The sequence below is a fragment of the Peribacillus sp. NPDC096447 genome, assembly GCF_044762725.1.
Lineage (GTDB): Bacteria > Bacillota > Bacilli > Bacillales > DSM-1321 > Peribacillus.
In genome coordinates, this window is sequence record NZ_JBIWEV010000007.1 from 88,067 (window position 1) to 112,867 (window position 24,801).

Sequence of the window (24,801 nt, forward strand, 5' to 3'; positions counted from 1 at the left end):
TTTCACTCCTTTTTTAGAAGAGGAAATGAGTAGCCAAGTTGAGTTTATCCTCAGCTATAGAACCCGCCCCTAGTTGTGCGCTTCCAACAGCCCCTGCTCCAATCTTTTGGGATGTTACAGCACCGGTTGCTAATTCGGTTGAACCAACTACGCCACTTGCAATCTTACCTGATGTTACGGCACCTGTTCCTAGTTGTGTACTCCCTACCGCACCATTAGCAATATTCCCTGATGCAACAGCTCCTGTCCCGATTTTACCGGAAGTGACTGCTCCGTTTGCTAGTTCTGTACCAGTTACCGCATTAGCCCCAATCTTACCGGCTGTTACCGCACCTGATCCTAACTGAGTAGAACCTACAGCGCCACTAGCAATTTGAGATGTTCCAACTGCATTAGCTGCGATTTCGGTTGAACCTACTGCATTCGCTCCAATCTTACCTGAAGTAACAGCACCTGCTCCCAATTGAGTAGACCCTACTGCACCAGAACCAATTTTTGCTGAAGTAACAGCACCTGCTCCCAATTTGACCTCTGTTATTGCTCCATCAGTTAATTGACCTGAACCGACTGCTCCATTTGCGATTTTAGACCCTAGAACAGCACCATTTGCTAATTCATTCGATCCAATTGAACTGTCCATTAAAGCAGAACCTGGAGTCAATTTACCGGCTTGCATTGTGCTTGTGAATTTACCACCTTCATTAATACCAACTAGAACGTCATCGTTTGTTAAAACTGGCTTGGTATCAGAAGTTTGTAAAACAGTGTTTGGTGCTGCTGAGAAATCCCACCATAGATATTTCTTGGCTGTGTTACCATTGGTTAAAGTATATGTGACGCCTTTATACACAATGTTTATATCCGCCCATGATACAGATCCGGCTGCTGGACTATTGTCAGTCACTGTGTAACCATCAATCATATGAGATGCTAGATTTAAATCTGATGTTTGAATACGTCTTTCGCCATTCCCTAAGTCTCTCAATTGACCCATTCGATAGGTTATATCATGTAGAGTACTGGCGAATTCCTTATTCATTGTTTCTCTGACACTTGAAAACTCATCCGAGATAACGCTAGCTACGATTTTCTTAATATACTTTTTTATCATTTGGATTCCCCCTAGAAAATTAAATGTGTTGACCATTTCATCTTTTCTTCACTGATACTAGCCCCATCAAGCTTTGCACCATTCATACTTGAACCGTCTGACGCTGTCCAACTATCCACTAAATCCTTCGTCGCTTGTGCGATTGAATCAGTAATACTTAACCATGTGACACCGTTAAATTGTAATGGTGTGACCGTACCATCTTCTCCAGGTTTAAACCATAGATCACCTGCTTTCGGATTTTCAGGTTCCGTTGCATCGTAATAGTTCGTATTTTTACCATTGGCTGATGTCATCGCTTGGTTCGCTGCTGCCTTTGCCAATTCTGATTGTTCTAGAGCATTATCAGTAGTTTCGATAGCGTCGTTTGCAACCTTTGTTGTATTCGTAAATGGAATGTCTACACTGCCCATAATTGTCATTATGGTTCACCTCTCGTATGCTCATTAATGCGAAATAGCTGATTTGTTCGTTGATTTTCCTCAATATCTTCATTTCCAAAAGCAAATCCCTGAATAAGCCACTTTTTACCGTTTGAATCATAGTAATAGCTGATGGTTTCTGGTTCATTATGATCATTAATTTCCTCTATGGTCCCTTTATCCAACGTGTATACTATTCGATAAACAAGCGATTTAGAGCGAATGTCAATGCAATATAAACAACGTTGGTCAGCACCTGTTGAACCTCCACTTGTAAAGTAAACATAAGGATAATCTAAACAGGCTGATTGGTATGTTTGCTCAGTTCCAAAATAGTTAATGTCGCTTCCTTTGGCTGTATAAATAGGTTTGAACTGATGATTAAGGACATCACTTTTTTTACAGACATAAAATATAGGATCAGCTTTTCCCACGACAAAAAGAACGTACCCATTACGCACGTCCAAGTTTGTTCTATAATCGCTAGTCACACTCAATAGATTGACAATGCTGCTGTCTCCCCATTTCAACACTTTGTTAGCCTGATATTTAAATTTAACAATATGCCATTTATTATTGTTGTCACGATAATAAGACCAAATCCACATCTGTCCATTTATATATTCAATCCCAAAGTGAGAGCCATGCCCCCCATTGATTGCCCACATTCGGTCTTTGATTGCACCTGTTAAGTCCGTACGGGTAATGACATAACTTGAAATCGCCGTGCCATTTTTTGAGCCTGTGTAGGTCTGGGACCAATAGATATCTCCTCGATTATTATCAACCTGTGCATACTGTGCAACGCTTTTGGTGAAATCGTCCCAGCCAGAAGGAGCAGTCATTTGCAATGTACAGAAATAGGCTGCATCTTCTTCTGAAGCAAAAAGGATTGGATCAGTTAATCCATTATCGACCTGACAACGGATAGTGCTGCCCACTACCTCAGCCCCAACATAAAGAACATTCCCTATTGCTTTATGTGCATTTTCCCAAACGGTATCGTGACTTCCATCGGAATTAATTTTTACCCATATGAATTTTTCTTTTGCAATTTTTGATGTGATTTCCTCAACTCCATAGTAAACACGGATAATGATTCGTTTTTCACCATCATCTGCAAAGTCCGTTCCATCTGGGGTGAAATATTCGATTTTATAAGCTTTAGCCTGTTCTGCAGCTTGTTCTGCCTGCGAAGCTTTTGCTCTTAATTCCCATATATCCTGTGGAGTGACAGCCTGGATTTCAATGTATTCCCCCAAGACGACTTTATTGTTTGTCGGATTAGCCTCAGATTCATCTAATTGAATGGTCCTGGCTGAAATCGTCAGTTCAGGTTGCATAGTAAAGTCAACCACGCCGATGTGATCCCCTAGATTAGGCTGATATCCAAGGTGTGCAACATCCACTTCATAGGTGTATTTGGGATGATTGTACTTATCCATCTGCTTTTTACCCCAATCGAGGAGGCCACTTGGATTAAGGATACTATCATTCACGATATATCCTTCTAAAAATTCATTCCCGTTATTGTAAAGATCATTAGCATCCTCATCAACAATGTACTCATGGCCATTATTGACACTTGTAATCGTAACAATTTCATTCTTGCTATTAGTACCTCCGTATACAAATAATTTAGTATACATTTCATTGTCACTACCTGTGCGTTTTAACCCTAGTAGGTCATGACTGTATTCCAGGCGATATCCCGGAGATTCGCCTAACTCCTCCACAATGTCCATTAATATCCGGACAATTTTGCCGTTATAGACTTGGACATAACCACGAATTTCAACACTGAACTGTCTTGTGAGCTGATCCAGCCAATATTGGGCATTATTCCCCGCAGAGAATTCAAGGGATTTCGTTCCACCAAAAAAGTCCATATTTCCAATTTCTACTCCACTACCTTGCGAAATATATTCAAATGCAGTTTGGCTGCTTGCAGCATTGAATGTCTTTGCGGGGACTATCTTATGCAATAGTTTCCAGGCCACCAAGTTAATGGCTTGTACATTCTTTACGTGAGTTGGGCCGATTACATCATCTTCCCAGTCAATAATTCGATAGCAATAAAAAAAGCCATCATTAGCCTGTTTTAGAAGGTGATAGCCTTGTGCCATGAATTCCGTTTCCCTATATCCGTATGGGACACTGATTTGCAGGGTATCCAACCATATTTTCCCCTGCTCATCAGCGATTTTCACGGATCGTAAATCATTATAAAACTTGCAGCCTCTCCCATTTAAATCTAAAACTCCACACACATTTAAATCAGGATCCAAAATCGTATACAAGTTATCACCTCCTAATTATTGGTTGGCCTATATTCATAGTACCAATCTGCTTCCCCAAGGTCTGGTTCAAAAGCGAATGTTTTTTGAATGCTCCCTTGCATAGTTGGGAAATTAGAACCGATATAAAAATTCTCCATAAAGGGGGCACCATTTTTGTAAACGGTACGATCTTCTGCATTAATCTTGATTTCATCGCCTTTATGAGCAATGACGGTCGGTGCTTTTGTAGAATTATTGCCGCCATCAATGATATTCCAAACTTTTACATCAGTTAGGGCCATATTGTTACGCTTGTAGGCTTTTGGTGGATTTGCTGCATCCTCTTTAATATCCATCTTTGCAGTATAGAAAGCAATTCCAGCTAGTTTTTTATTTGAAAATTGATTTTTTGTATCCGTCCAATTTACAATGATTGGTTTATCCCAAAGAGGATTTGAGTAGGAATCAAGCTTTAGGATATAAACTTGATATTTGTTTCCGATTTTCTGTAGCCTTAAATATCCATAGAAATCGGTAAATGTGTTTGTTGATGAATCTTCGTCAAGCTTCACTGTTTTCCATTGCTGAACTGTTTTTGTTTTTCCTTTTGATGTTACTTTCTTTGTTCCAGCACCCAATTTTATTGTTTTGGTACTTTTCTTTCCTTTGTTCACTTTCCCTTTACCTGCATAAATATCTTTGAAATTACTAGCTGTTCCTAAACGAAAGTGAACTTCTACTTCTTCGCTATTGCCAACATCTTTAAGCATGATTTTCCCAATTCTAGCTCCGTTTTCATCCAATAGATATACTTCGCATTTGCCACGTGCGCGAGGATAATATTGATAATTATACATTCTAACCAATAACCTATAATCATCGTAGGCATTTGGCAGCCATTGTTGTCTAACTGGTCCATGCCATTTATAATCATTTGTGGCTGGGCCAAAGTTTGAAACTCCATTAGAGTCCAGGGCCACCTTTATTGCATTCGCTGTGCTTCTCATTTGACCACTCGGGATGCCATTTTCAAGTGTAAAGGTTAAGTTACTATTCGTTATTTCAGTCCAGGTAGCCAAAGTATTACAAGGGTCATGAAGTACAAGTGGTTCCTTGTTTATTGGTGAATCTCCTGTGTCCGGGTCCACGTCTGTCCCTAAGTACACATAATTCCCATCCTCATCAGTAATGGCTATTTTAGTAACGTCCTTTTTAGGCAAGCATGTAAAAATGGGATAGCACTCGGCCGTCCCATTTGGAGAAATTGTTGTTGGATTTGAAAGCATATCAGTCGTTTCGTATTCCCCATACCCTTTAGGGTCTGAACAAGAAAAAGTAAGGGTGAACCTAGCCCAATGAGAGGTTTCGCTGATTCTTTCTGGTTTGGAAACACCACTAAAATGGCCGTAATAGGTGTAATCGGATTCGTCGCTAAAAACCATAGGATATTCATCATCCCCTGTTTGCATGATTAACGTAGACAGAGCATGTAATTTTTTTACCCGATCACTTTCAGAATCAGCTTGAATTGTTACCTCCAGATCAACTATTTTTTGACCATAACTATTGCCTTGAAACAGTTGTCCAACCATACCTGGTATAACTTGAACGTTTTCACTAATTTCAGCTGTAACATTCCGATTTATCTCATTTGTAATTAAAAATAAGTCATCCATAGAATTAAAGCCACAATAGTTAAACGTTATTTCCTCACTCATATGCTAGTCACCCCCTTAGCGATGTTCCTGATTTTCATCTCAGATTGGCTATATTTTTTGTTATTGTTATAAAGGGCTTTTCCATCCAGATAAGTATTTGTGTCTTTCAATAGGATTTTAGATAAAAGGCCAAGTTGCTGTTGTAATAATTCAATTTGAGTATCCTGTTTTTTCAGCAAAGAAAAAATAAGACTATTATCGTTGCTACCAGACGGATCACCAAATATTTTACTAGAAACAGCAGCCAGTAAATCTAGCGCTCTACTACGTTTGTCTGGACTTAGTGGGATAATGGCTTCTGGTTTATTCCCTTCACCTACCATCGCCAAATGTTCCTTGGTGATGATGCCGCCATTTTCATAACCATGACCATGTCCAATGTATTTAAGCATATTGGATCCATAACGGGATTTTGCATAGTTCATACCTGCAAGTAAGCTGTCTAAACCGTTCTTCCAATTCTTATGGCCTGGGAATGAAAATGCGGAAAATGTTGGCGGGATCACCTGGACGAGGCCGCGTGCAAGTTGTCCACTGTAATAGTTGACATCTTTTACCCCTGATGACTGGATAGCATGTGGATTACCGCCAGATTCTGACTTGATTTGCCTTAACCAAGCGTTCACGTAATTAGCACTAGTAGGGAGGCCATTCATGCTTAATGCTCTCATGACCGTGCTCCGCCATCTTTCAACTCTACTGCCCACAGGAGCCGCACTGCCTCCGCCGCCGAAGCCATCGAACAATGAACCGAAATAATCCACTGCTTTATTTTTCGCCCATGACACAACACCCTTCCCGCCAGCCCATTGGTTCGCGAATGTAGGGAATGTATCTTTAAAATTCAGTGACTTTTTAAGCTGGTTCCATAACTTAGAAGGGCCTTTTGTGATGATATCGAATGCATCTACAGCTTTCCCGCCCAATGTTCCTATACCGTCTAAAACTTTGTTAGATCCGTTAATGATGTAATCCATAAATGAATCATCATCGCCTGTACCTTTTGCAAAGCCAGGAATTGAATTTGTAGGGAAATTATAGCTGCTTAATACTGCTTTTGTTTTGTTATGAGGAAGAATAGCTGAACCTCTTGGCAAATTCATAAGTTCAGTGCCTGTTGTACCAACCAATCCAAGACCTTTACCCGGTAAGTATCCAAGCTCTGGGCCTTCTTCGCCAACAAAAGATAGGCCGCCTTTAAAGGGACCTTGAAACGTGCCTTTAGCGTTTTGGGCTATACCTCCAGGATAACTTGCATTGAATTTTGGAGGGGACGAGGTCTTTTCTTTATTACCAAATAGACCTTTAACCCAACTAATCGCGCCTTTTAAGAAACCTGTTAAGCCCTGCCAGGCTTTTCCTACTCCGCTTGTTTCTTTTTGGGCATTTTCAATATTAATTTCCTTTTGTTTTTTGGAAGCTTTTACGGACTCGCTTTTTTGTAGCGATGCATTTTTAATAACACCGTCTTTTTTCTTTTTAGCATGAGCGACGATCTTGTCTTTTTCATTTTGAGCATCTTTAACAATCTTGTTATACTCATCTTTAGAAATGACGCCTAATTTCTTGTATTGCACTTCAGCATTATGAACTTTATTTAAGCGTTTTTTTTCTGCATTTTTTATCGTTTCTTTATATTCTTTTTCTGCTGCTTTAATGGTCTGATTCATTTCTTCGGTCGTAATATCATATCGTTGCTTACTTCGTCTCTTGTTTATGGCGGTTATTTCATCTTCACTTTTGGCCATCTTGTTAATTTTTGTATTATACATCTGGTCATTGATCTGGTTAATTTCAAGCTTTTCACTTCGAGTTAGGGCTCTTTTTTGTTTAGAGGCACTACTCATAATCTGTTTAATGCGCTCATTGCCACCATTGACTTTAGCAATTTCGGCCTTATGCTTTTCATCTAATTTTTTTAGCGCATCATCTTTATCTTTTTGGGATAATTCCTTATTAGAATTCAAAGCCTTTACAGCTTCGACACGTTCTTTCTGGTGCTTATCTTTTAAGGATGAAAGAACACTATTGGTCATGGAATTATATTGTTTGGTGGTGTCATCTTTAATCTTTTTATTTATCACAGTATTGGATAGCATGATTTGATTAAGCTTGGTTTTTGCCCCGGTATATAGCTTGTCATACTCACCTAGTGCCTTTTGGGTCGAATCTGAAACTCCCTTGATTTTCAGGTTAAGTGAAGCGCCGTTTTCTGCTGTTTTCGTCGCTTTTTTACGGGCAGCTTCCTTCTTATCCTGTTTATCAAAACTCTTCCCAATAGCAGCACCAACGTCTTTCCCGACAATTCCACCGATAATGCCTCCTGCTATCCCGCCGATGGCTGTTCCAAACACTGGAATGACAGATCCTAACGCCGCGCCTGCTAAAGCACCAGCACCCATTCCTCCTAATGCACCGCCAATTCCACCGCCAATTGATTCTTTTGTTCCTGAGCCGTTGGCCAACTCATACCCTAATGCGCCGACTCCAACAACCGTTCCGATTGAGCCAGCCCCTTTTACAAATTGTAAGGCCTTGGCACCTTTACCAACCTTTCCTGCATTTTGAGCCACTCTACTTCCACTAGAAACAGTGGGAGTGATGGTGGTTCCTGCAGGTGCCTTTTTGCCGCCTGCTATCCCGCCGCCACGAACGCTATTGTTGCGTTGTAAGGCTCTGGTATTGGTATTAAGGGCAGCCGTCTCAGCGTTTAAAGATTGTGCGCTGCCTTTGGTCATGGACGTAAAGCTACCTAAATTAATGACACCATTTGATAAAAACTTAAGTAGGCCAGCCCCGCCAAGCGTAATCTTACCAACTCCAGCAACTAAACCGCCAATACCAATCGTTAAAAATCCAAGTGCCGCACCTACACCTGCAGCCCCCACGCCGATTGCTGTCCATTTTGCGATGGTATGCTGGGTTCCTTGGTCTAGTTTATTGAACCATCCAACTACATCCTCGATGGTACCAGCTACCGTTTTTATAGTCGGGATCAATGCAGTTCCGAAACTCGTGGCAGCACTCTCAGCTTCACCTTTCATTTTTTCAATAGAGCCCTTTAATGTGTCCATTTTGGTGGCAGCTACATCATCGGCACTAATTTTATTAATGGCTACGCCCATTTCATCAAATGCTTCAGCACCTGATTTACTGGCAATCATGGCCCCACGAATGGCATCCGAACCAAAAATGGTATTAAAGGCATTGATTTTTTGTTCTTTTGATAGATTCTTTGTGGATTCTTGAAGAATATTGAAAACTTCAGACATGGATTTAACATTACCTTGCTCATCAAAGAATGATGATGAAAGATACCCACTCGTTTTTTGAAGTCGATCGTATTCTTTTCGTAATTTTGCCTTAGATGCCCCAGAACCAAGTTCTTGTTTGGCTAATTCTTTGAATGCCTTATCCAAATCCGGAATCGTTCTTGAAGCTGGCTGAATGCCCTTTTCCACTAAGTACTTATATCCGGCCGTTGTATTGGTTGTGGCAATTCCTAGTTCATCCATCGCGGTTGCAGCCGCATCAGTCTGCGGAGACAATCGCATTATCATGGTTTTTAAGGATGTACCGGCATCGGATCCTTTAAGCCCCGCTTGAGCGAAGACGGCCAATGCTGTGTTTGTATCTGCAAAGCTAAAACCAACGGGGCCTGCCACACTTGAAACCTGGGATAATGAATAATTCATTTCTTCCACGGATGTGGCGGAAGCATTTGCAGAACCGGCTAGTAAATCGGCTGCCTTTGCCATATTAATATTGTCATCTCTAAATGAATTCAACACGGTGGAGGCTATTTCAGCTGCTTGACCTAATTCCAATTCACCAGCAGTGGCTAATGAAAGGGATGCTTTTAATCCACCGCTCATGATGGATTCTAGATCAACACCTGCTTTAATCAACTCTTGCAAGCCTATGGCCACTTCTTTATTGCTATACTTTGTTTCCATTCCAAGTTCATTTACAAGGCTATTCATCTGTTTTCCATATTGTTTCCACTCTTGCGGACTCATGAGTGCCTTAATGTTGGCCATAGCTTGTTCAAAATCAGCCGCTTGTTTGATGGTATATCCTAAACCTATACCGCCAGCTAAAGTAATGCCGCTAAAGCTAGATGAAATCGAATGCCCTGTTTCATTTAATGTTGAACTCGTGTTCATTGCGCGATTAGATAAACCTCGAAGCTTTGATTCAGCTTTTCCGATGTCATCCGCTAACTTACCAAAAGAAGGATGGACAGTGGAGATTTTTCGATTCAGAGTATTGAATGATGAATTCAATTTTTGTTGTTCATCCACGAGGGACTTGTATTTATTTTTGGCCTCAACGACTCTGCGATCATGTTCTCCAAATTCCCTTGTCAAATCCGCTACTTTTCGCTTTTGAGAATCAACAATCTGTTGATGGATATTAGCCTGGTCACTTAATCCTTTAAGCTTATCCTTTTGAGCAGAAAAGGATAACCCGCTTTTTTTCTGGCTGTCAACATGGTCGTCCGTTTTCTTTTTAAGTTTGGCCAATTCGGATTCTAAATCTTTCGTGGACGATGTAAAGTCGACCATTTTGCTGGTAGCATCTTTGACTTGCTTTTGCCAGGCACTTTGTCGCTGTACGGCTGTATTAATTTCTTTATTTAAATCTTGTATAACCTTTGAACTTTCTCCGTTTGTCTTGAGCTCATTTTTACGTTTTTCATTCAATTGCTGAATGCGTTTTTCGTTCAGAGACATGATTTTATTCAAGCCGGCAACCTGCTTACCTAATGCACCATATTTATCATCTGCATTATTCAACACGGCCATATTGGCTTTCATTTCCCGTTCTGCGCTTTTAATCGATCGGTTTACAGCCGTTAAAGATTTGATGAAATTGGTGGACGATAAATACATTTCGATAATCATTTTTCCAAGGGGTTGATTTCCTATCAATTAGTTTCCTCCTTTCCTAGGATAATGTTTTTACAAAATCCGCTAAATCCATGGCTTTTTCTTTTTTCGGTTTTTCATCATTATTTAATATTTCCATCAAATGATAGTAATCGGCATTCACAACATCTTGATAACTCATGCCCTGCTGCATTAAATTAAGAAAAAGAGCATTTAGATTATCAATGGCTTCTTGTGGGGTTAATCCAGTTCCGCTTCTACTTCCCCGTCCTTCATGAACTGGATCAACTTCTGACTCTTTTTTTCACTGTAACCAAGAACCTTGTAATATACTTCATACAACTTCTGCATCAATTCATGTGCCTGGATACCATCTAGAATGTCATTTGCTTTAATGCCAAATAGATCGGCAACAAAATTGACAAGAGCCAGGGTAGATTCTTCATCATCTTCATAAATGGCATTATTCAGCTTTAACGCTGTAATTAATTGCTTGCCGCTTACCCATGGTTGTGTATGGGTAGTAACTTCTTTTGTTTTGGAATTGGTTAATTCTAATGTGTACATGTTTCATCCTCCAATTTTTATAAAAAATAAAATGAAAAAGCCCTCCATAAGGAAGGCTTTCTATTTATCCAGCTGGCGGTGCTATAGGGGGAAATGCATATGCTTTTAACTTTGTAGCAATTTCCGAACCGATTCCATAAGCAATGGTTTCTCCATCGTTATTTGCAATACATTCCATGGTCAGCTTTTCATCATCTGGTTCTGATGGTTTATCTTCACTTGTTTTAAGCGATACGTCCCCGGCAGACATTTTACCTTTTAATAAAGCAAATAAAACGGGCTGGCCTGTTGCATCTTCTGATTCAAGTAATGCTGCCACATACGGTGCCTCTGTACGCTCACCAATCAATGTAAAGCCATCTGTGTGTTTCTTACGACCAAGAACCGCTTCTGTCATTTCTTCTGGTACGTCTAGAATACTAATTTCCGCTTTAACGTCACCCGTACCTTTTGCAGATACGTAATAAGCCACATTTGAAGCATAAACCTTCACAGATTCAGGGGAGATACCTGAAATGGTAGCTTCCTTGGTACCACCCTTATTGGCCTTACCTTCTACAACAAAAACAGATGATGTAGCTTTACCATCTTTATCTAAAACGACAAATGTCGCTCGCTTGAAACCTACTCTAATACCCAATTTACAACACCTCTTCTTTTATTAGTCCTCTATAACGCCTGGCATCCACAAAGCGTTTTGTTTCGTTGAAGTATTCATCTAAACCATCTTTTAACTGTCCGAAACCAAGCTTTTTTAATTCCTTTTTTATCTCAGCCTGAATCTCTTTAACTTGCAAACGGTTCGTTGATTCCACATCAATTTGATACAAATATTCATTCGCATGGTTTTCATTACTGGCATACACAGTTGGAACAGGAACATCCAATGGATCAATTACGATAAAAGGTTTACTGGTATTTCCTGTTTCGGGATATTCATAAAATTTTATCCGGTCTTCGCAAAGGGAAACGATCACTTCATTTGAAATTAGCTGGTTATAGATCACCATTAATCCGTCAGTCATAATTGTTTTTTCAGCTCCTTCGTGACCGTATGCAAAAAGGCTCCTTCACTATTCGAAACTGCTCGTTGAATAGATCCGTAGCCTTTAGGTTTTACTTTTTCCCCATTTCGGTTATAGCCAAATTCATTTAGATGGACTAATCGATAACGCTCTTTTGGCCCATTCCAACCCACTAATACCGATTTAAAACCATTTTGGTTTGTTACCTTACCTACGATAATTTCTTCCTCGGAGGCCCCGGTATCTTTAAACTTCTCGAATTCTTGGGAAATGGTTGCTGCAACCACATGGGCTCCTGCAGTTAAAGCTTTGCTGGACACTCTGCCTAAAGCCTGTTCTGACAATTGTTTTTGCAGATTTTTATAAACTTCCTCGAACCCCTTAAATTCAACACTCATGTGATCACCGCCAACAAGATGGTAATAAAATCGTTTTTTGTTAGGTTGGGTCGAACGTCAATTACATTAAAGCGAATATATTTACGTTCGCCATCTATCATTTTTGAATAGCGATCATCCTGCAATTCTGCGTAGTGTTCAGTGTCGGGGAAAAACTCACCGAATGAATCGCGTATATTAATCGTCACGGCATTTTTCGTATTCATAAATTTTAGCTGTTTTTGTTCCTTACCGGAATTGAGAATCTCGATATCTTTCATACTCGCACTATACACTTCCGCAAAACACTCATATATCTGGATTAATTCTCCTTCACCTGGCTCAGGGCCAGTATTCGGAGCATATTGGTAAAAACAAACGGGTGTCCTTAACTCACCGCTACCAATTTTATTTGGATTAAACTTAGGTTTCATCAGTAATCTCCACAGAAGGTATATAAAGCTCCAAAGCTAAAGATGTCATTTGCGAAGCGAAATTATCGTTAAAAAACTCTAGGGCATCATTATAAACATAGCGTGAACGCTCGAAAACCAACTCCCTAGCCCTTCCATTCGTTTCAATAGTAAAGGGTCCACAATGCGCTTTTATATCCTCAGCAGAGGAAGATAGGATATCTTTTAATGTATCATCCTCGATACTATGAGAAATTTTCATGCGTTTTTTAAATTTAGTTAAGATTTCGTCCGTGATTTCCAATTAAATCACCTACTTTTCATCTTCATTTTCTTCTACCCTACTTAAAAAAGAGCCATCAAGGTTTTGTTCAACCTCTTTAGCTCTTGTTACTTTCATTTCAATTTCTTGATTAGGTACATAAACCTCATTTGTATGGATATCCTTGAATGTTTTTAACACTTTATATTTAGCCATTATGATCACCCTTCCGGAGTAGTACTAATAGATAAGGTATAAATTGCTGTTGCTTTATTATCATCTGCTTTACCAAAAGCGAATTGTTTGGCTGTGTAAAGATAGCAATCTTCCAAAGCAAGTGTTTGATCAAATTTGTTAATTTGTACGCCGCCAGCTGTATAAGCATCATAACGATTGTTTACAAAGGCAATAACTTCCCCAGCTGTAGCAAATTCAGATTCTACAATACGCAAGTTAAAGGGTAGAGCTGTAACATACGTTCCGTTTGCATTTAAGAACGTGTATTGCGCTTTTACTTCCCAGGAATCTATAGGGTTAACAACTAAAACAACTTTTCCTCCAATTTTGACAGACTTACCGTTTGATTTAGTGGAAAGGTAACTCATGACTTGCGCTAGTTCTTTTACTGTTGTTTTTGAATCAGCGAATGTAAGAGTACCAGCAATGGCCTTTTTAGCGTGCCCTGTTGCTGGGTCTACCGCTGCGTCTAAATCACGAATTAAGCCAATTGGTTGGTCTTTAACAGGACCCACACCATTGATAAATCCATTTTCTAAGGCAACTGCAAATGTTTCAGCAATTTGTGTACGAACATATGACTCAATCCAGGCAGGCCCAAATGTATCTAAATCTTTGGGAAGCACAACAAATGCAGTCAATTTAGATTGTGTGACTTTTTCTTCGCTAAAAGCCGCTTCAAGTTGTCCCTTGATTTCACCAAATACTTTACCCCATACAGCAGCACCAGAAGGATCAGACTTGATAATGCGTGTAACAAGACCCTTTTTTTGCAAATTGATTTCGGATAAGAATGGATGATCCGTTGTTAAGTCGTCAAAAATACGGTCAACAGTCGTTTCTGGCAGAATAATATCATCTGTAAACCCGTCAGATTGCACGACAGCATTGAAAAATTTTGTTTCTTCGGAAGTTAGAACATTTACACCACGAGCAGCTAAAATCGTTTGATCCGCATTTTGGGTTTGTACAGCCTCAGTGATTTGAGTCCGTAAAGAATTTACGAGCTCATCTTGCATGGTGTTCCAAGCTGATTCGATTTGCTCGGGAGTTGATCCTTCATTTTTCACCACTTTTGCATATGCTTTTTTAGCATCGTTATATGCTGCTGTATGATTAGTTAATTTAATGGTCATTATTTTTCCTCCAATTAAAAAATGAACCCTCGTTTTTTCGCCACAGGCTTAGGTTCATTAGTTTGTTTAATATTCTTCTGTAGGTTAGCTGTTACTTTAGCAACGATGCTATTCATTTGTTCGTTGCTAAAATTGATAAAATCATCTCTCTCTGGTTCATCCGGGTCCTCAGCAGTTTCAATCGAATCGACAAACCCTTTTTCCAGTGCCTCTTCTGCCGTTAACCATGTTTCAGCTTCAATCATATTCCTGATTTCCTCAGAGCTTAACCCTGTGCGCTGTTTATAGATAGAAACAATTGATTCATCAATCGTTTCTAAAGCATTCATGGTTTTTTGAATATCGCTTTTTGTACCATAAGCAAATGTTGCTGCTTCATGGATCATTAGATTTGAACCGGTACGCATGATAATTTCATCTGCACCCATCGCAATAATGGAAGCCGCTGAAGCTGCCAGGGCCGTAACCTCTACAATGACATGTGCACTATGATCTTTTAAGTAGTTGTAAATTTCAATGCCGTCAAAAGCATCGCCTCCACCGCTATTTAACTTAATGCGAATGGTAGATGCCGTAACACCATCTAAAGCCCTGCGTAAATCATTTGCTGACGTGGCATCATAAAACCATCCACCCTGACCAATTGCCCCACTTATTGTCATGGCATGTTCATCGCCATCAAGACTGTTTGTAAATTTATGCGCTACTTGTTGGATTTTTTTCTTCATTCATTTTCACCTCCCTTCGGTTCATCGATGCTTTCATAGTTTTTAGTTAATATAAATTCATCAAGTTTCGGATTGTCTGAACGATTAAATCCAGCTTCCTCACGCAATTCATTTCGTGTAAATGTACCTGACGCTATTAACTTATCAAACGCTGCAGCAAGTTCAAATATATCTTTCACTTTTACGCCAATTGCCTTAATGTGTTCTCCATCTTGGTATTCCTGTCGCGTGATTGTTTTTGCGTTTAATTCATCTGTTATTTTCTTAACCAGTGGATTGATACATAGCTTGATATAAGCTTTTAAGCCGCTATCAAGATCTGCAACATCCCCGTGCAATAAATTGATAGGGATACCCAATATGTTCGCTACATCGTCTATCAAGGCCCGTTTTACCTTGTTAATATCCTCGTGGCTTGGACCCTTTACACTTCCGTTTGAAAATTCTTCGTAACTGATGCCTTTAAACAAAGGGAAGATGGCTGTTACTTTATCCCTGACGGCCCCTGTGATTTTATCGATGAGAGACTGTGTTTTTTCCGTGTCGTTCAAATCATGGGATGTATCGAACTTGATAGCCCCACGAATTTGAAAGCTTCGTTTAGATGATTCGATTAATGACCCAAATAGCTCGGCATAATCATTAATTAATCCATCCATAAAAGATGTTAAACGCTTGTTATTGTAAGTAAGATAAATCACTTCATCCATATTCCACACTTTTCTGTTGAACATGAAGTTTTTCACCGTAACGCTTTGGAATGTGTCTGGGAAAAGTGCGTATTCATTCCGAATGAAAGAGTCTGCAATTAGCAATTGATCCTGGTAAGGAATAATGAGCACTTCATTATTACTGATTAAATTAGCGATAACAGTTTGCCAAAAGTCTGATGCCGTCATGTCGGTGTTAGGACGTACATTAAAAGCATAGTCTAACTCATTGCGGATCCGTTCATGTTCACGCATATAACGAAATTCGGTTTGAGAAATAGTTCGAGCAATAAAATTGATGCATGTTTCTAATGCAATTTCCTTTAAATACACTTTTTTGGTTGCTTCAATAGCAAACTCATAATCATAAGACGATGCCAGTGCTTTGTTTTTAGAAAAGATACTGTCAAATAACCCGATTGTTTTCACCCCCTTTTTAGAACACCAAACTGTCCATTAAATCCAATGAGCTGCTTAAGTCCATTTCATCGATTTCATCAGCTCTATACATGGCATGGATAAACGCCTGGAAACCATCCGTTTTACGCCTGTGTTCATCCTTTTTGATATATTCTTTATTTCCATCATTTTTGATTTTCACGGCTGTATTGCCTACATACCAATTCATTAACGGATTCATGCCCCATATAATTTTTTTATTGGCAAATGCGTCCTCGATTCTAGGAGCTAGCAAGGAATGGATGGCTCTAGGATTCCGGACAATTTCATAGTCCAAACCATTTGCCTCAAATAACGGGCGGAGTAAATCCATTCTGAAATTATCGGAGATAACTTTAGTTAATCCGTACTTTTTCTTTTGTTCTAAGAACCAATTGACAATGTGTTGTGGATCAATGGAAGGCTCATCCACGATGGTGAGTAACCCTTGTTTTTCCCATTCGTATATAGGCGGTTTTAACTTGGCCACTTCTAAATATTGTTTTCTAGCAAAACTATGCGTTACCCAAATGTACTTACCTTCAACTTTAAAAAGAAGTCCGACAGCTGCAAAATCTCGGATGGATGCATAGTCTAAGCCACCTATGCATGTTCGATTTTTCAATTCCGGCAATGTTATGTTAGTCGCTAAAACTTCATTCCACGGTGCAACGACCTTTTCTAAGTTGACTTCTGGTAGATTCATTCTCTTTGTCATGAATTCTTCACGATTCGAGGGATTACTCGCTAGCTGCTTAAATTGAGTTAGGACCTTTTTAAATAACCTCTTTGCATAAACGCTCCTGGGCTCACTAAACATTGGATTTGCCTTTTCCCAGATATCGGGATCATCCACTTCTTTGCTTTCATCAATTTTACAAATGAACGGGAAAAGTGGGTCGTCTAATTCTTTCCCTTCCAGGATGTTCATGGCACGTTCCTTCATTTTATCCAGGAAGCCCTCGCGAACATATCCATCAGTCCCAATAAAAAATTCCCTACCGTTTGGTACTTTACCAAGTCCGCTAGAGAATACATTTACAACATCAAAATTTTCATATTGATGAATTTCATCATAGATAACCGCTCCATCACGGAGACCATCCTTTGTCCCGGCATTGGAAGTATGGTATTGAAGGACGCTTTTTGTATCATTACCGGTGATTTCAACCTTAGTACAATAAAACATATCTTCAAGAACTTTGTTTACCTCAATCGCTTCATAGATTTCTTTAAATGAAATCTTAGACTGCTTTTCGTTATTAGCGACAATGGAAATATTATATCGAGGTATTCCATGTAAAGGACTGAGAAAAAAATGACTGAGTGCAGATACAAACCCATTTTTACCGCCGCCCCTTGCCATGAAGATTAAAAATTGTTCGTAAAAAATGGAATCATCTTCTTTATAAAAAAGAAAAACAAAGGCAGCTATGAACTTTTGAAAAGGCTGCAATGGAAAATACCATTTCTCAGCAAACTTGATGAAATTCTCTATAAGAGTTTCATCAAAATATAAATCAACCCTGGTCAGGACTCTTTCTTGTAAATGGTCGAGTAACATAATGCGCTCTTTATTGAGTTGGATCTTTCCGTTTTCGTAAAGGTCTATATAATCCTGTACATATTTATTTGAAATCAAATTAGATCACTAGCACTAGGTTTGCTTTCCTCTTCAATTTCAAAATCAAAACTCTTTTCGATACTCAATAGCGATCCGCTAATTTTCACCTTTTCAGCAATCGCAGGGTTCGGTTTATTAAATTGTTGAGATCCATTGATGATTTCAATCATCGTTCCATGTTTATTAATGTCTTCATCCAAATTGTTAAAAAGTTCCACGAGATTGATATACCTTTCCACTTTTTCCACTTGCATCAAGTCATTCTGGTCAATTTTAGACAATAGCTGTTTCTTTAGCTTTTTCACCTTAACTGCCATGATTTCACCCCCCTTACATCTAAAAACGATAATGAATCTGGAAAAACGACCCCCTCCCCGGTCCCCGGGAAAAAAATAATTGCCAAAATATTTTGGTGGGGGGGACTACCACACTACCACATCTCATCGTCCCATCTTTTCTTTTTCTGTTCACCGAATACACGATCATGCATCTTGTTATGACAGTTCAGGCATAAGGTTTCAAGGTTATCTAATACCAATGCCAATTGAGGATAGTGTTCAATCTCATACTTATGATGAACGTTTAGCTCTACACTCTTACGTTCTCCCTCTACCTTGATTGAGTCCACATGTACTTTACCGTCACGCTTACACTGTTGGCACTCATGGTTATCCCTCTCTAATGCCTGCTGTCTTAGCTTGTTCCAATCTCCTGTCCTATAGAACTTCTTCTTCTGTGCCTCTGTCTTGTATTCAACCATCCTTTCTTATTCCCCTCACCCTTTTTTCTCCAAAATAAAAAGCACCCACGCAGGATGCTTCTTAAGTACTCTTTTCAGTATGTATTTTCAGATTTTCTTCAGATTTATTTTTTACAACATCTATTTTTTCTCTAATTTTTTCATTTACCTTGAATTTTCTGACACCCACTAATTTGCCTTCCGTGTCTCTAGGGGCCTCTATTTGAACTAAATACTTGCTGTTCACCTGATCTATCAATAACAATCTTAATAAAGTTAAGGGAATTACCTCATTATGTTTATCGGAAATTTTCTTTTGTATTTCTTTCAAAGTAAACTCAATGAAACCATATTCAGTTTTGATAGTTTCAAGCATTAACCCCCGAGGCCTTCTAATGTTAAAATCAGAAGTATTCCCAGATTTTAAAGGTTCAACAACTTTGTCTTGCGGGAGGTTATTCTTGATTATCTTGTCTAATGACTCACTAAAGTTAGACAATTCATTGTTCAATATATCAATTACTTCAGATTTAGAAATATTCCCATCTTCATCACTTAATGTTTCTTCGATAGATTCAGCAGCTATGTTTAGACGAGCGTCCAACATTTTTTTGACTTCTTCTACACTACTAAATTCTGATACCTTTTGTCCCATTGAGTTTATTTTTTCATCCATTCTAGCTAACGTTTCACTCATTTGGGTAGTAAGAGTTTGATTATCACTATTTTGTTTAAAGCTTGTATACATTGCTACAAATGCTAATGCTATTGAAATGCCATTAACCATAAAAGAAAAAATTTCCATGAATGTTTGATTATCTGATAAACGAAAAGCAAAAACAGATATATTAATTATTATTAATATTCCAGTTAACCAAAACCAATCTTGTTTTCCCCACTTCAATATCCTCATCTCCTTTTTGTCTTATCATATTATACGACAAAACAACATATTTCCTAACAATAATTGATAGTATTAGAAAACATTGCAATATACACAAATCTATCAGTATCTATTTCATTGATACCAATCTTCTACCCTCCACCTTCTTTATCCAAATAAAAAAAAACACTTCTAGGTTGAAGTGTCATTTTGCCTTTGCTTATTCAAATAATGATTGTGGTATCTATCAATGTTTTCGCTCGAGTATTGTCTACTTAAGAGAAGAACTGTAAATAATGCTAACAATATTATGAAATACCACCAACACCACGCATGAAATTCATCCATAGTACAGTTAAATATCAATATTACAAAAGCTGAGATACCTAAGCTCATAACAATACCACCAAGCTCATGCTTTTTAGATAGTAAATAGCGATACCGCTCTTTAAGTGCATCTTTCATACCATCTTCATTGTCATCGGCAAAATATTCATCAATATCAAGCTCTTCATCAAAATAAATTGTCCATTTATCCTTATTTACTCTTGGCAATACCCAAAATAATGAATGATGTATTTGGTTTAATAAATATCCTAAGGGTACACCTAATACCGTTAATACTGCCCCAATTGCCAGGAGATCTGAAGCATTATAGACCTGTTTAGATAAAAAATCAAAATATGTAACAATCATATATGGTGATAACACCATTACCATTGTCCATCCAGGTATTCCCCACCTTATCAAGTACTTAGTATCAAAATTCATTAAATCACTCCTCTAATCAATATTTAGACAAAGAAATGAAAAAATCCTTCTATAATCAATTCAGAGGGTTTTCTTTATATATTTTCTTTATATATTTTCTTTAGGAATTTCACTCTAACGGAAGAAAAAAATTTTAGAGTACTGCGATTCGAGTACGGAATATTCGTTTGTGTGTTTTAGGACATAAAAAAAGCACCCATGAAAGGATGCTTAAAGTTCTGTGGTACTTATTACCTTGAACCTATTTTATTTAAAGTTAATTTCTTTCCTAACTCATCTTCTACTAACTTATCTAAATCATCCCCTGGTTAATTATTAATTTCAACGATTTCATAATAGTGTTCCTTCCCAGGTAAGAGTCTATCAATCACCATTTCATACTTTATATATTCTGTTTTCACTCTCATTAAACCACACTTTTTATCATAAATTTCGATACAATGAGTGGATTTCCTGCAAAATAAAAGCATTCAGTTTAAATTCTTTAAATATTAGTATCCACCCTAGTTTAGATTTAATAAATTATTTATATGGTTTTTTTTATAGGGATATCTTCGTTAGAGTAATGGAGTATACTTGAAAACCTTTTTGATAAATAATCATTTGAAAGTGATATACCAAATGCAAATATTGATAAAACATCACTTAACCTTGGTGAAATTTTATTAAATATTCCTAGTAAAATAAATATCCCTGCTCCAATCAAAGTTACTAAAACAATGATAATTTCCACTAATTTAACTCTATGCTCTTTCTTTTCTTTCCATAGGTGCATTGACGTCATTAGATGATTCCTAGTAGTAAACAAGGTAACGATAACGGCGGCCAAAAAAGAAATACAGCTAATGAAAAAAACGAAAGGAAGGCTGTCAACGAAACATCTTATAATTCCTAAAATTATAAAGGTTAAAAAAGAAACCATTTGTAGTAAATTAATGATTAATTTATTCTCGCTCATTAGTTAATTCCTCTTGAACATCACGGTATAAAAAACTAGCATAATTTATATACTCATCAAGTTCCATTGAATTAAATGTTGGGTTGTCACCTCTCTCCATAGAAATTGCATGAGAGTATGTAATAAACCGAACTCCATCTTTAGTCTTTCCAAGAGCTAAAGTTCCAAAAATAATACTGGTTGCATTATAATCCATAATAAATTCAGAAATTTCTTTTAACATTTCTTCAGGGAACTGAAACAATTTGGGAACCATAATCCTAATACAATTCACTTTCTCATTACTCTGTATTACCATTAAAAAGTTTAAATCTTCTTTTAATATAACGTTGAATGTATATGCGTCTAAATCTTCTATTAGTTTGGCTTTCAACTCGAGTTCATCAATTGCTAATTTAATTTTGTTAATAATTGTCATATTATATCCTCCGATTACACCGTTAACATGGTCACTCCATCAAGATCATTAAAAAATTCCTTCTGATTTTCATAATATTTAACACATACTATTTGATTTTCAAAAGAATTACTTATAAAATTCCGTGTCACACTTATAATAGTGTTAAATTTTTGTTCATCAATTTTTTCTGGAACCATAAAATGAATTTTATTTGGTGTTATATCCAACATCAATTCCATTTCGTCTTGAATACCACTTACATTTGAGTGAGAAATATTATGAAAATGCATATCATAATATTTCTCGCTCTTTTCTATAATTCTCTTATAATCATTCTCAGGATCAATAATAAGTGCAAAAGATTTACTCATCACTATTCCTCCCAAAAAATACAGAATGAATATTATTTACAATTGATTTTTTATATTTATCCTGGCTGTAATTACGGATATTAATATCATAGTTAGCAATTTTCATAATATCATCAGAAGTTAATTTTTTATCCCATTTTTCGTGAATCAAAGTTATATCTTTTACTACCCAATCATTATTTATACCCTGATAATGCTTTATTAACTCTAAGCGCTTTTCAATAGTATAAAAAGATAATGCCCATTCTTCCATTTCTTCGAATTGCTTAGATTTCAGAATAGCTATTCTTCTTTCTTCTTGTTCAAGAAATTCTAAGTTACTTTTACACGAGAGGAATTTTTCCATAGGCTCCACCGTTCATTTATTATTGTAAATACAGTATATCATTTCCATATTATCAATTGCATTAATGAATTAAATAATTATGTATTGGAAGATAGTTAAGATTATGCTAATCCCTTTTCTGCATCATTTTCCATAATCCAGAAATCCCATTCTCCCTGGAGTTTTATGCTTGGTTAACACTGTACAAAAAGAACAGTCACTCGGCCATACTCCGAGTATCCACGAATAATAAAATCTTCAAGTAAAAAAAGTAGATGCGCCGCAACAACTAAAAATCATCACGCCTTATTTAGAATCTTCACTTCTATACTATTACTTTATAACAGTAAAATGAATAAGTGACCGTTTATCGTTCGCAATTCGTTCGCCTTCCCTTAGCTTATTCGATACAAAAGGGACAAAAAATACCCCTTTGAATTAGTTATAATCCAGATTGTGTATAATTCACACGAACCCATCTATCCTTACAGTCACAAAGGATTTCATTGTCTTAAAAAATGAATTGAACAACCGACAGGTTGAAGCGAATTAAAAAGAGCAAAAAAAATAGAAGAACCCACAATAAATGAAATCACCAATCAATTTTTCCCTGCATTTTGTTGAGCTCATCTTGTTTAATTCCGATATAAATTAACGTTTCCCGTTGGTCCGTATGATTAAGGATTTGTTGAAGCGCTACAACATCGTTGAATTTCTTGTAATGATTATACCCATAAGTCTTTCGAAGGGAGTGAGTCCCTATTCGTTCGAGTCCAAATTCTTCTGCCAACTGGATCAAAATTACATATGCCATTCCTCTTGTAATCGGTTTGTTTTTCCCATTCCGACTTTTGATTAAAAACTCGCTTTTGGGCTTGTCTTTCACATAGCTCCGAATAGCTCGTTTTAATTCGTTGGACATCTTTACTTCCTTATGTTTATCCGTCTTTTTTTCCTTTAAGACAATGTCCCATCCTAAAACATCCCTCACACGCAAACGAAGAATATCAGAGATACGCAAGCCCGTATGGATTCCCAGTAAAAACAGGATGTAATTTCTTTCATTATTCTTTTTAAGAAAGTCTTTCATTTCCTGAAGTAAGACCTTATCACGAATGGGTTGGACTACGTTCATCTGATACACCCCCTTTTTTATAGGTTTCCAATCGCTTCCATCCTCTTATTATTTATTAATATAGGCTCCACCTTTGTGACGTCGATAAATATCCCTTGTTTCCCCTCTTAGTTCCCGTGGTTCCCGTTTGCTGAACTTTTCTTTCCTGAGTCTTTCAAGGTTCTTCTTCTCCTGCTCAGGAGTTATCTTAGGTCTCATCGTTCTCACCCCAATAAAAAAAGCACCCTATAAGATGCTAAGATGCTTTTCATTACTTTTCACGTAGCCATAGCTCACAAAATCATTCTACTTATCACTCAATGTCTTATCTCTATTTAATTGACTCGCAGCCACAGTTAACCAAAAACCAATGCAGAAAATAAACCATGTTGTTAAAATTGGATGCTCATATATTGCTTCCAAAATTCATACCTCCTATAATTATTAATGGAAAGGTGATGATAAAATGGAAATTAATGTTTTTCCAAAATTCATTGATGCTGCGGCAGGGCCTCCTGCACAAGCCGTGGGGAATACCCTTGCTGATATATGGCAACTTGGTATTGGCAATCATGTATCGCTTTGGATAAAAAAACAAGAAGTACGTCAGCAACAGAATTTACAAGATTATATACAAAGAGTGGAGATGAAAACACAAGAAATTCCTGAAGAGTTTTTACAAGAACCTCAGCTTCATATAGTTGGTCCTGCTATAGAAGCTTCAAAATATTACATTGATTCAGATATTCTTAGAGAAATGTTTGCTAATCTTATTGCTTCATCTATAGATAGTAGAAAGAATACTGAAACACACCCTTCTTTTGTTGAGATAATTAAGCAACTCTCACCACTTGATGCTTCAATTTTAAACAACTTTAAAAATATCAAACAATACTCAATAGCTGAAATAAGATTCACAAAGGAAACCCTTGAATATCACACGTACCAAAAACATATTATGAATTTTAAAGATAATCATTCTTTTAAGAGTTACGCCACTTCACTTTCTAACTTAGAAAGGCTTGGATTATTTAACATTGACTACTCATCACACTCAGCAAATGAAAGTGAATATGATTTCATTAAAGTTCATCCTGCTTACATAGAGGCTGAACAGAAAATAAATGAAAGTAAGTATGAAGGATTCACTATGGTTAAATTCCAAAAAGGACTTTTCATTAAAACCCCATTATGTGAAGATTTTACAAGTATTTGTTTATAATACACAGCATTTTGATATGCCTTAATTGCTAATTATAGACCGCCACTATTCAATCAAAATGGGCGGCTGCCTTGCAAGG

General features: G+C 37.5%; 28 protein-coding genes. 1 reads left to right on the plus strand and 27 read right to left on the minus strand.

The features are described 5' to 3' along the window. Nucleotides 1–13 precede the first annotated feature (13 nt). From ACIQZD_RS22030 to ACIQZD_RS22160, 27 genes are all read right to left on the minus strand, one after another. A complete protein-coding gene (locus ACIQZD_RS22030; protein WP_402906425.1) occupies nucleotides 14–1,111 on the minus strand; it encodes a TrbL/VirB6 family protein in 1,098 nt (365 codons plus the stop codon). An 11-nt stretch (nucleotides 1,112–1,122) separates the two neighbouring features. Beyond that, nucleotides 1,123–1,533, minus strand: a complete 411-nt coding sequence (locus ACIQZD_RS22035) for a hypothetical protein (RefSeq protein WP_402906427.1) — start codon at nucleotides 1,531–1,533, stop codon at nucleotides 1,123–1,125. Then, complete coding sequence (locus ACIQZD_RS22040; RefSeq protein ID WP_402906429.1) at nucleotides 1,533–3,833, minus strand: phage baseplate protein; 2,301 nt, start codon at nucleotides 3,831–3,833, stop codon at nucleotides 1,533–1,535. Before ACIQZD_RS22040 ends, ACIQZD_RS22035 begins: the two co-directional genes overlap by 1 nt. Nucleotides 3,834–3,844: 11 nt before the next feature. Continuing rightward, nucleotides 3,845–5,530, minus strand: coding sequence for a distal tail protein Dit (locus ACIQZD_RS22045; RefSeq protein WP_402906431.1), 1,686 nt, complete (start codon nucleotides 5,528–5,530; stop codon nucleotides 3,845–3,847). Then, nucleotides 5,527–10,464 carry a phage tail tape measure protein gene (locus ACIQZD_RS22050; RefSeq protein ID WP_402906432.1) on the minus strand — a complete coding sequence of 1,646 codons (4,938 nt, stop codon included), beginning with the start codon at nucleotides 10,462–10,464 and terminating at the stop codon, nucleotides 5,527–5,529. Before ACIQZD_RS22050 ends, ACIQZD_RS22045 begins: the two co-directional genes overlap by 4 nt. 16 nt (nucleotides 10,465–10,480) lie before the next feature. Further along, entirely contained in the window at nucleotides 10,481–10,603 is a 123-nt protein-coding gene (locus ACIQZD_RS22055; protein WP_318285165.1) for a hypothetical protein, read from the minus strand. Nucleotides 10,604–10,662: 59 nt separating this feature from the next. Beyond that, the gene (gene gpG, locus ACIQZD_RS22060; protein WP_342615068.1) at nucleotides 10,663–10,989 is read right to left on the minus strand and encodes a phage tail assembly chaperone G; all 327 of its coding nucleotides are present in this window, start codon (nucleotides 10,987–10,989) and stop codon (nucleotides 10,663–10,665) included. Between the two features lie 64 nt (nucleotides 10,990–11,053). Further along, complete coding sequence (locus ACIQZD_RS22065) at nucleotides 11,054–11,629, minus strand: major tail protein (RefSeq protein WP_342615067.1); 576 nt, start codon at nucleotides 11,627–11,629, stop codon at nucleotides 11,054–11,056. Between the two features lies 1 nt (nucleotide 11,630). After that, a complete protein-coding gene (locus ACIQZD_RS22070) occupies nucleotides 11,631–12,014 on the minus strand; it encodes a DUF3168 domain-containing protein (RefSeq protein WP_342615066.1) in 384 nt (127 codons plus the stop codon). Then, nucleotides 12,011–12,412 (minus strand): HK97 gp10 family phage protein, encoded by a 402-nt coding sequence (locus tag ACIQZD_RS22075; RefSeq protein ID WP_342615065.1) that lies wholly within the window; start codon nucleotides 12,410–12,412, stop codon nucleotides 12,011–12,013. The genes ACIQZD_RS22070 and ACIQZD_RS22075 overlap by 4 nt, the downstream gene beginning before the upstream one ends. Further along, complete coding sequence (locus ACIQZD_RS22080; RefSeq protein WP_402906437.1) at nucleotides 12,409–12,825, minus strand: phage head-tail adapter protein; 417 nt, start codon at nucleotides 12,823–12,825, stop codon at nucleotides 12,409–12,411. The genes ACIQZD_RS22075 and ACIQZD_RS22080 overlap by 4 nt, the downstream gene beginning before the upstream one ends. Next, nucleotides 12,815–13,108 carry a phage gp6-like head-tail connector protein gene (locus tag ACIQZD_RS22085; protein ID WP_342615063.1) on the minus strand — a complete coding sequence of 98 codons (294 nt, stop codon included), beginning with the start codon at nucleotides 13,106–13,108 and terminating at the stop codon, nucleotides 12,815–12,817. The genes ACIQZD_RS22080 and ACIQZD_RS22085 overlap by 11 nt, the downstream gene beginning before the upstream one ends. Nucleotides 13,109–13,117: 9 nt before the next feature. Next, on the minus strand, nucleotides 13,118–13,282 hold the full coding sequence (locus ACIQZD_RS22090) for a hypothetical protein (RefSeq protein WP_202186710.1): 165 nt from the start codon (nucleotides 13,280–13,282) through the stop codon (nucleotides 13,118–13,120). Between the two features lie 5 nt (nucleotides 13,283–13,287). Continuing rightward, nucleotides 13,288–14,439 carry a phage major capsid protein gene (locus tag ACIQZD_RS22095; RefSeq protein ID WP_402906440.1) on the minus strand — a complete coding sequence of 384 codons (1,152 nt, stop codon included), beginning with the start codon at nucleotides 14,437–14,439 and terminating at the stop codon, nucleotides 13,288–13,290. A gap of 14 nt (nucleotides 14,440–14,453) precedes the next feature. Beyond that, the gene (locus ACIQZD_RS22100; RefSeq protein ID WP_402906442.1) at nucleotides 14,454–15,167 is read right to left on the minus strand and encodes a head maturation protease, ClpP-related; all 714 of its coding nucleotides are present in this window, start codon (nucleotides 15,165–15,167) and stop codon (nucleotides 14,454–14,456) included. Further along, on the minus strand, nucleotides 15,164–16,306 hold the full coding sequence (locus tag ACIQZD_RS22105; protein ID WP_402906444.1) for a phage portal protein: 1,143 nt from the start codon (nucleotides 16,304–16,306) through the stop codon (nucleotides 15,164–15,166). Before ACIQZD_RS22105 ends, ACIQZD_RS22100 begins: the two co-directional genes overlap by 4 nt. A gap of 7 nt (nucleotides 16,307–16,313) precedes the next feature. Next, entirely contained in the window at nucleotides 16,314–17,957 is a 1,644-nt protein-coding gene (locus tag ACIQZD_RS22110; protein ID WP_402906446.1) for a terminase TerL endonuclease subunit, read from the minus strand. Continuing rightward, nucleotides 17,954–18,256 (minus strand): P27 family phage terminase small subunit, encoded by a 303-nt coding sequence (locus tag ACIQZD_RS22115; protein ID WP_402906448.1) that lies wholly within the window; start codon nucleotides 18,254–18,256, stop codon nucleotides 17,954–17,956. Before ACIQZD_RS22115 ends, ACIQZD_RS22110 begins: the two co-directional genes overlap by 4 nt. A gap of 113 nt (nucleotides 18,257–18,369) precedes the next feature. Continuing rightward, nucleotides 18,370–18,699, minus strand: coding sequence for an HNH endonuclease (locus ACIQZD_RS22120; RefSeq protein ID WP_402906450.1), 330 nt, complete (start codon nucleotides 18,697–18,699; stop codon nucleotides 18,370–18,372). Between the two features lie 61 nt (nucleotides 18,700–18,760). Beyond that, a complete protein-coding gene (locus tag ACIQZD_RS22125) occupies nucleotides 18,761–19,582 on the minus strand; it encodes a hypothetical protein (RefSeq protein ID WP_402906452.1) in 822 nt (273 codons plus the stop codon). Between the two features lie 171 nt (nucleotides 19,583–19,753). Beyond that, on the minus strand, nucleotides 19,754–20,332 hold the full coding sequence (locus tag ACIQZD_RS22130) for a BA5345 family protein (protein ID WP_402906454.1): 579 nt from the start codon (nucleotides 20,330–20,332) through the stop codon (nucleotides 19,754–19,756). A gap of 526 nt (nucleotides 20,333–20,858) precedes the next feature. Next, nucleotides 20,859–21,290: a hypothetical protein gene (locus tag ACIQZD_RS22135; protein ID WP_402906456.1), complete on the minus strand. Its 432-nt coding sequence runs from the start codon at nucleotides 21,288–21,290 to the stop codon at nucleotides 20,859–20,861. Further along, nucleotides 21,277–21,708 (minus strand): hypothetical protein, encoded by a 432-nt coding sequence (locus ACIQZD_RS22140; RefSeq protein WP_402906458.1) that lies wholly within the window; start codon nucleotides 21,706–21,708, stop codon nucleotides 21,277–21,279. Before ACIQZD_RS22140 ends, ACIQZD_RS22135 begins: the two co-directional genes overlap by 14 nt. Nucleotides 21,709–21,722: 14 nt before the next feature. Continuing rightward, nucleotides 21,723–22,061 (minus strand): hypothetical protein, encoded by a 339-nt coding sequence (locus ACIQZD_RS22145; RefSeq protein WP_402906460.1) that lies wholly within the window; start codon nucleotides 22,059–22,061, stop codon nucleotides 21,723–21,725. Beyond that, on the minus strand, nucleotides 22,054–22,407 hold the full coding sequence (locus tag ACIQZD_RS22150) for a hypothetical protein (RefSeq protein WP_402906462.1): 354 nt from the start codon (nucleotides 22,405–22,407) through the stop codon (nucleotides 22,054–22,056). The genes ACIQZD_RS22145 and ACIQZD_RS22150 overlap by 8 nt, the downstream gene beginning before the upstream one ends. A gap of 571 nt (nucleotides 22,408–22,978) precedes the next feature. Then, a complete protein-coding gene (locus tag ACIQZD_RS22155) occupies nucleotides 22,979–23,521 on the minus strand; it encodes a tyrosine-type recombinase/integrase (protein WP_402906464.1) in 543 nt (180 codons plus the stop codon). Between the two features lie 48 nt (nucleotides 23,522–23,569). After that, nucleotides 23,570–23,719, minus strand: coding sequence for a hypothetical protein (locus ACIQZD_RS22160; RefSeq protein ID WP_402906466.1), 150 nt, complete (start codon nucleotides 23,717–23,719; stop codon nucleotides 23,570–23,572). A 247-nt stretch (nucleotides 23,720–23,966) separates the two neighbouring features. Here ACIQZD_RS22160 and ACIQZD_RS22165 point away from each other — a divergent pair, with 247 nt between their 5' ends. Next, the gene (locus tag ACIQZD_RS22165) at nucleotides 23,967–24,722 is read left to right on the plus strand and encodes a DUF4393 domain-containing protein (RefSeq protein ID WP_402906468.1); all 756 of its coding nucleotides are present in this window, start codon (nucleotides 23,967–23,969) and stop codon (nucleotides 24,720–24,722) included. The last annotated feature ends 79 nt before the right edge of the window (nucleotides 24,723–24,801 follow it).

Coding starts and splice junctions, on each gene's coding strand:
- ACIQZD_RS22030 (WP_402906425.1), bottom strand. CDS start 1,111: ATGATAAAAAAGTATATTAAGAAAATCGTAGCTAGCGTTATCTCGGAT.
- ACIQZD_RS22035 (WP_402906427.1), bottom strand. CDS start 1,533: ATGACAATTATGGGCAGTGTAGACATTCCATTTACGAATACAACAAAG.
- ACIQZD_RS22045 (WP_402906431.1), bottom strand. CDS start 5,530: ATGAGTGAGGAAATAACGTTTAACTATTGTGGCTTTAATTCTATGGAT.
- ACIQZD_RS22055 (WP_318285165.1), bottom strand. CDS start 10,603: ATGAGTTATCAAGATGTTGTGAATGCCGATTACTATCATTTGATGGAA.
- gpG (WP_342615068.1), bottom strand. CDS start 10,989: ATGTACACATTAGAATTAACCAATTCCAAAACAAAAGAAGTTACTACC.
- ACIQZD_RS22070 (WP_342615066.1), bottom strand. CDS start 12,014: ATGACTGACGGATTAATGGTGATCTATAACCAGCTAATTTCAAATGAA.
- ACIQZD_RS22075 (WP_342615065.1), bottom strand. CDS start 12,412: ATGAGTGTTGAATTTAAGGGGTTCGAGGAAGTTTATAAAAATCTGCAA.
- ACIQZD_RS22080 (WP_402906437.1), bottom strand. CDS start 12,825: ATGAAACCTAAGTTTAATCCAAATAAAATTGGTAGCGGTGAGTTAAGG.
- ACIQZD_RS22090 (WP_202186710.1), bottom strand. CDS start 13,282: ATGGCTAAATATAAAGTGTTAAAAACATTCAAGGATATCCATACAAAT.
- ACIQZD_RS22095 (WP_402906440.1), bottom strand. CDS start 14,439: ATGACCATTAAATTAACTAATCATACAGCAGCATATAACGATGCTAAA.
- ACIQZD_RS22100 (WP_402906442.1), bottom strand. CDS start 15,167: ATGAAGAAAAAAATCCAACAAGTAGCGCATAAATTTACAAACAGTCTT.
- ACIQZD_RS22115 (WP_402906448.1), bottom strand. CDS start 18,256: ATGGCAGTTAAGGTGAAAAAGCTAAAGAAACAGCTATTGTCTAAAATT.
- ACIQZD_RS22120 (WP_402906450.1), bottom strand. CDS start 18,699: ATGGTTGAATACAAGACAGAGGCACAGAAGAAGAAGTTCTATAGGACA.
- ACIQZD_RS22130 (WP_402906454.1), bottom strand. CDS start 20,332: ATGAATTTTGATACTAAGTACTTGATAAGGTGGGGAATACCTGGATGG.
- ACIQZD_RS22135 (WP_402906456.1), bottom strand. CDS start 21,290: ATGAGCGAGAATAAATTAATCATTAATTTACTACAAATGGTTTCTTTT.
- ACIQZD_RS22140 (WP_402906458.1), bottom strand. CDS start 21,708: ATGACAATTATTAACAAAATTAAATTAGCAATTGATGAACTCGAGTTG.
- ACIQZD_RS22145 (WP_402906460.1), bottom strand. CDS start 22,061: ATGAGTAAATCTTTTGCACTTATTATTGATCCTGAGAATGATTATAAG.
- ACIQZD_RS22150 (WP_402906462.1), bottom strand. CDS start 22,407: ATGGAAAAATTCCTCTCGTGTAAAAGTAACTTAGAATTTCTTGAACAA.
- ACIQZD_RS22155 (WP_402906464.1), bottom strand. CDS start 23,521: ATGAACGTAGTCCAACCCATTCGTGATAAGGTCTTACTTCAGGAAATG.
- ACIQZD_RS22160 (WP_402906466.1), bottom strand. CDS start 23,719: ATGAGACCTAAGATAACTCCTGAGCAGGAGAAGAAGAACCTTGAAAGA.
- ACIQZD_RS22165 (WP_402906468.1), top strand. CDS start 23,967: ATGGAAATTAATGTTTTTCCAAAATTCATTGATGCTGCGGCAGGGCCT.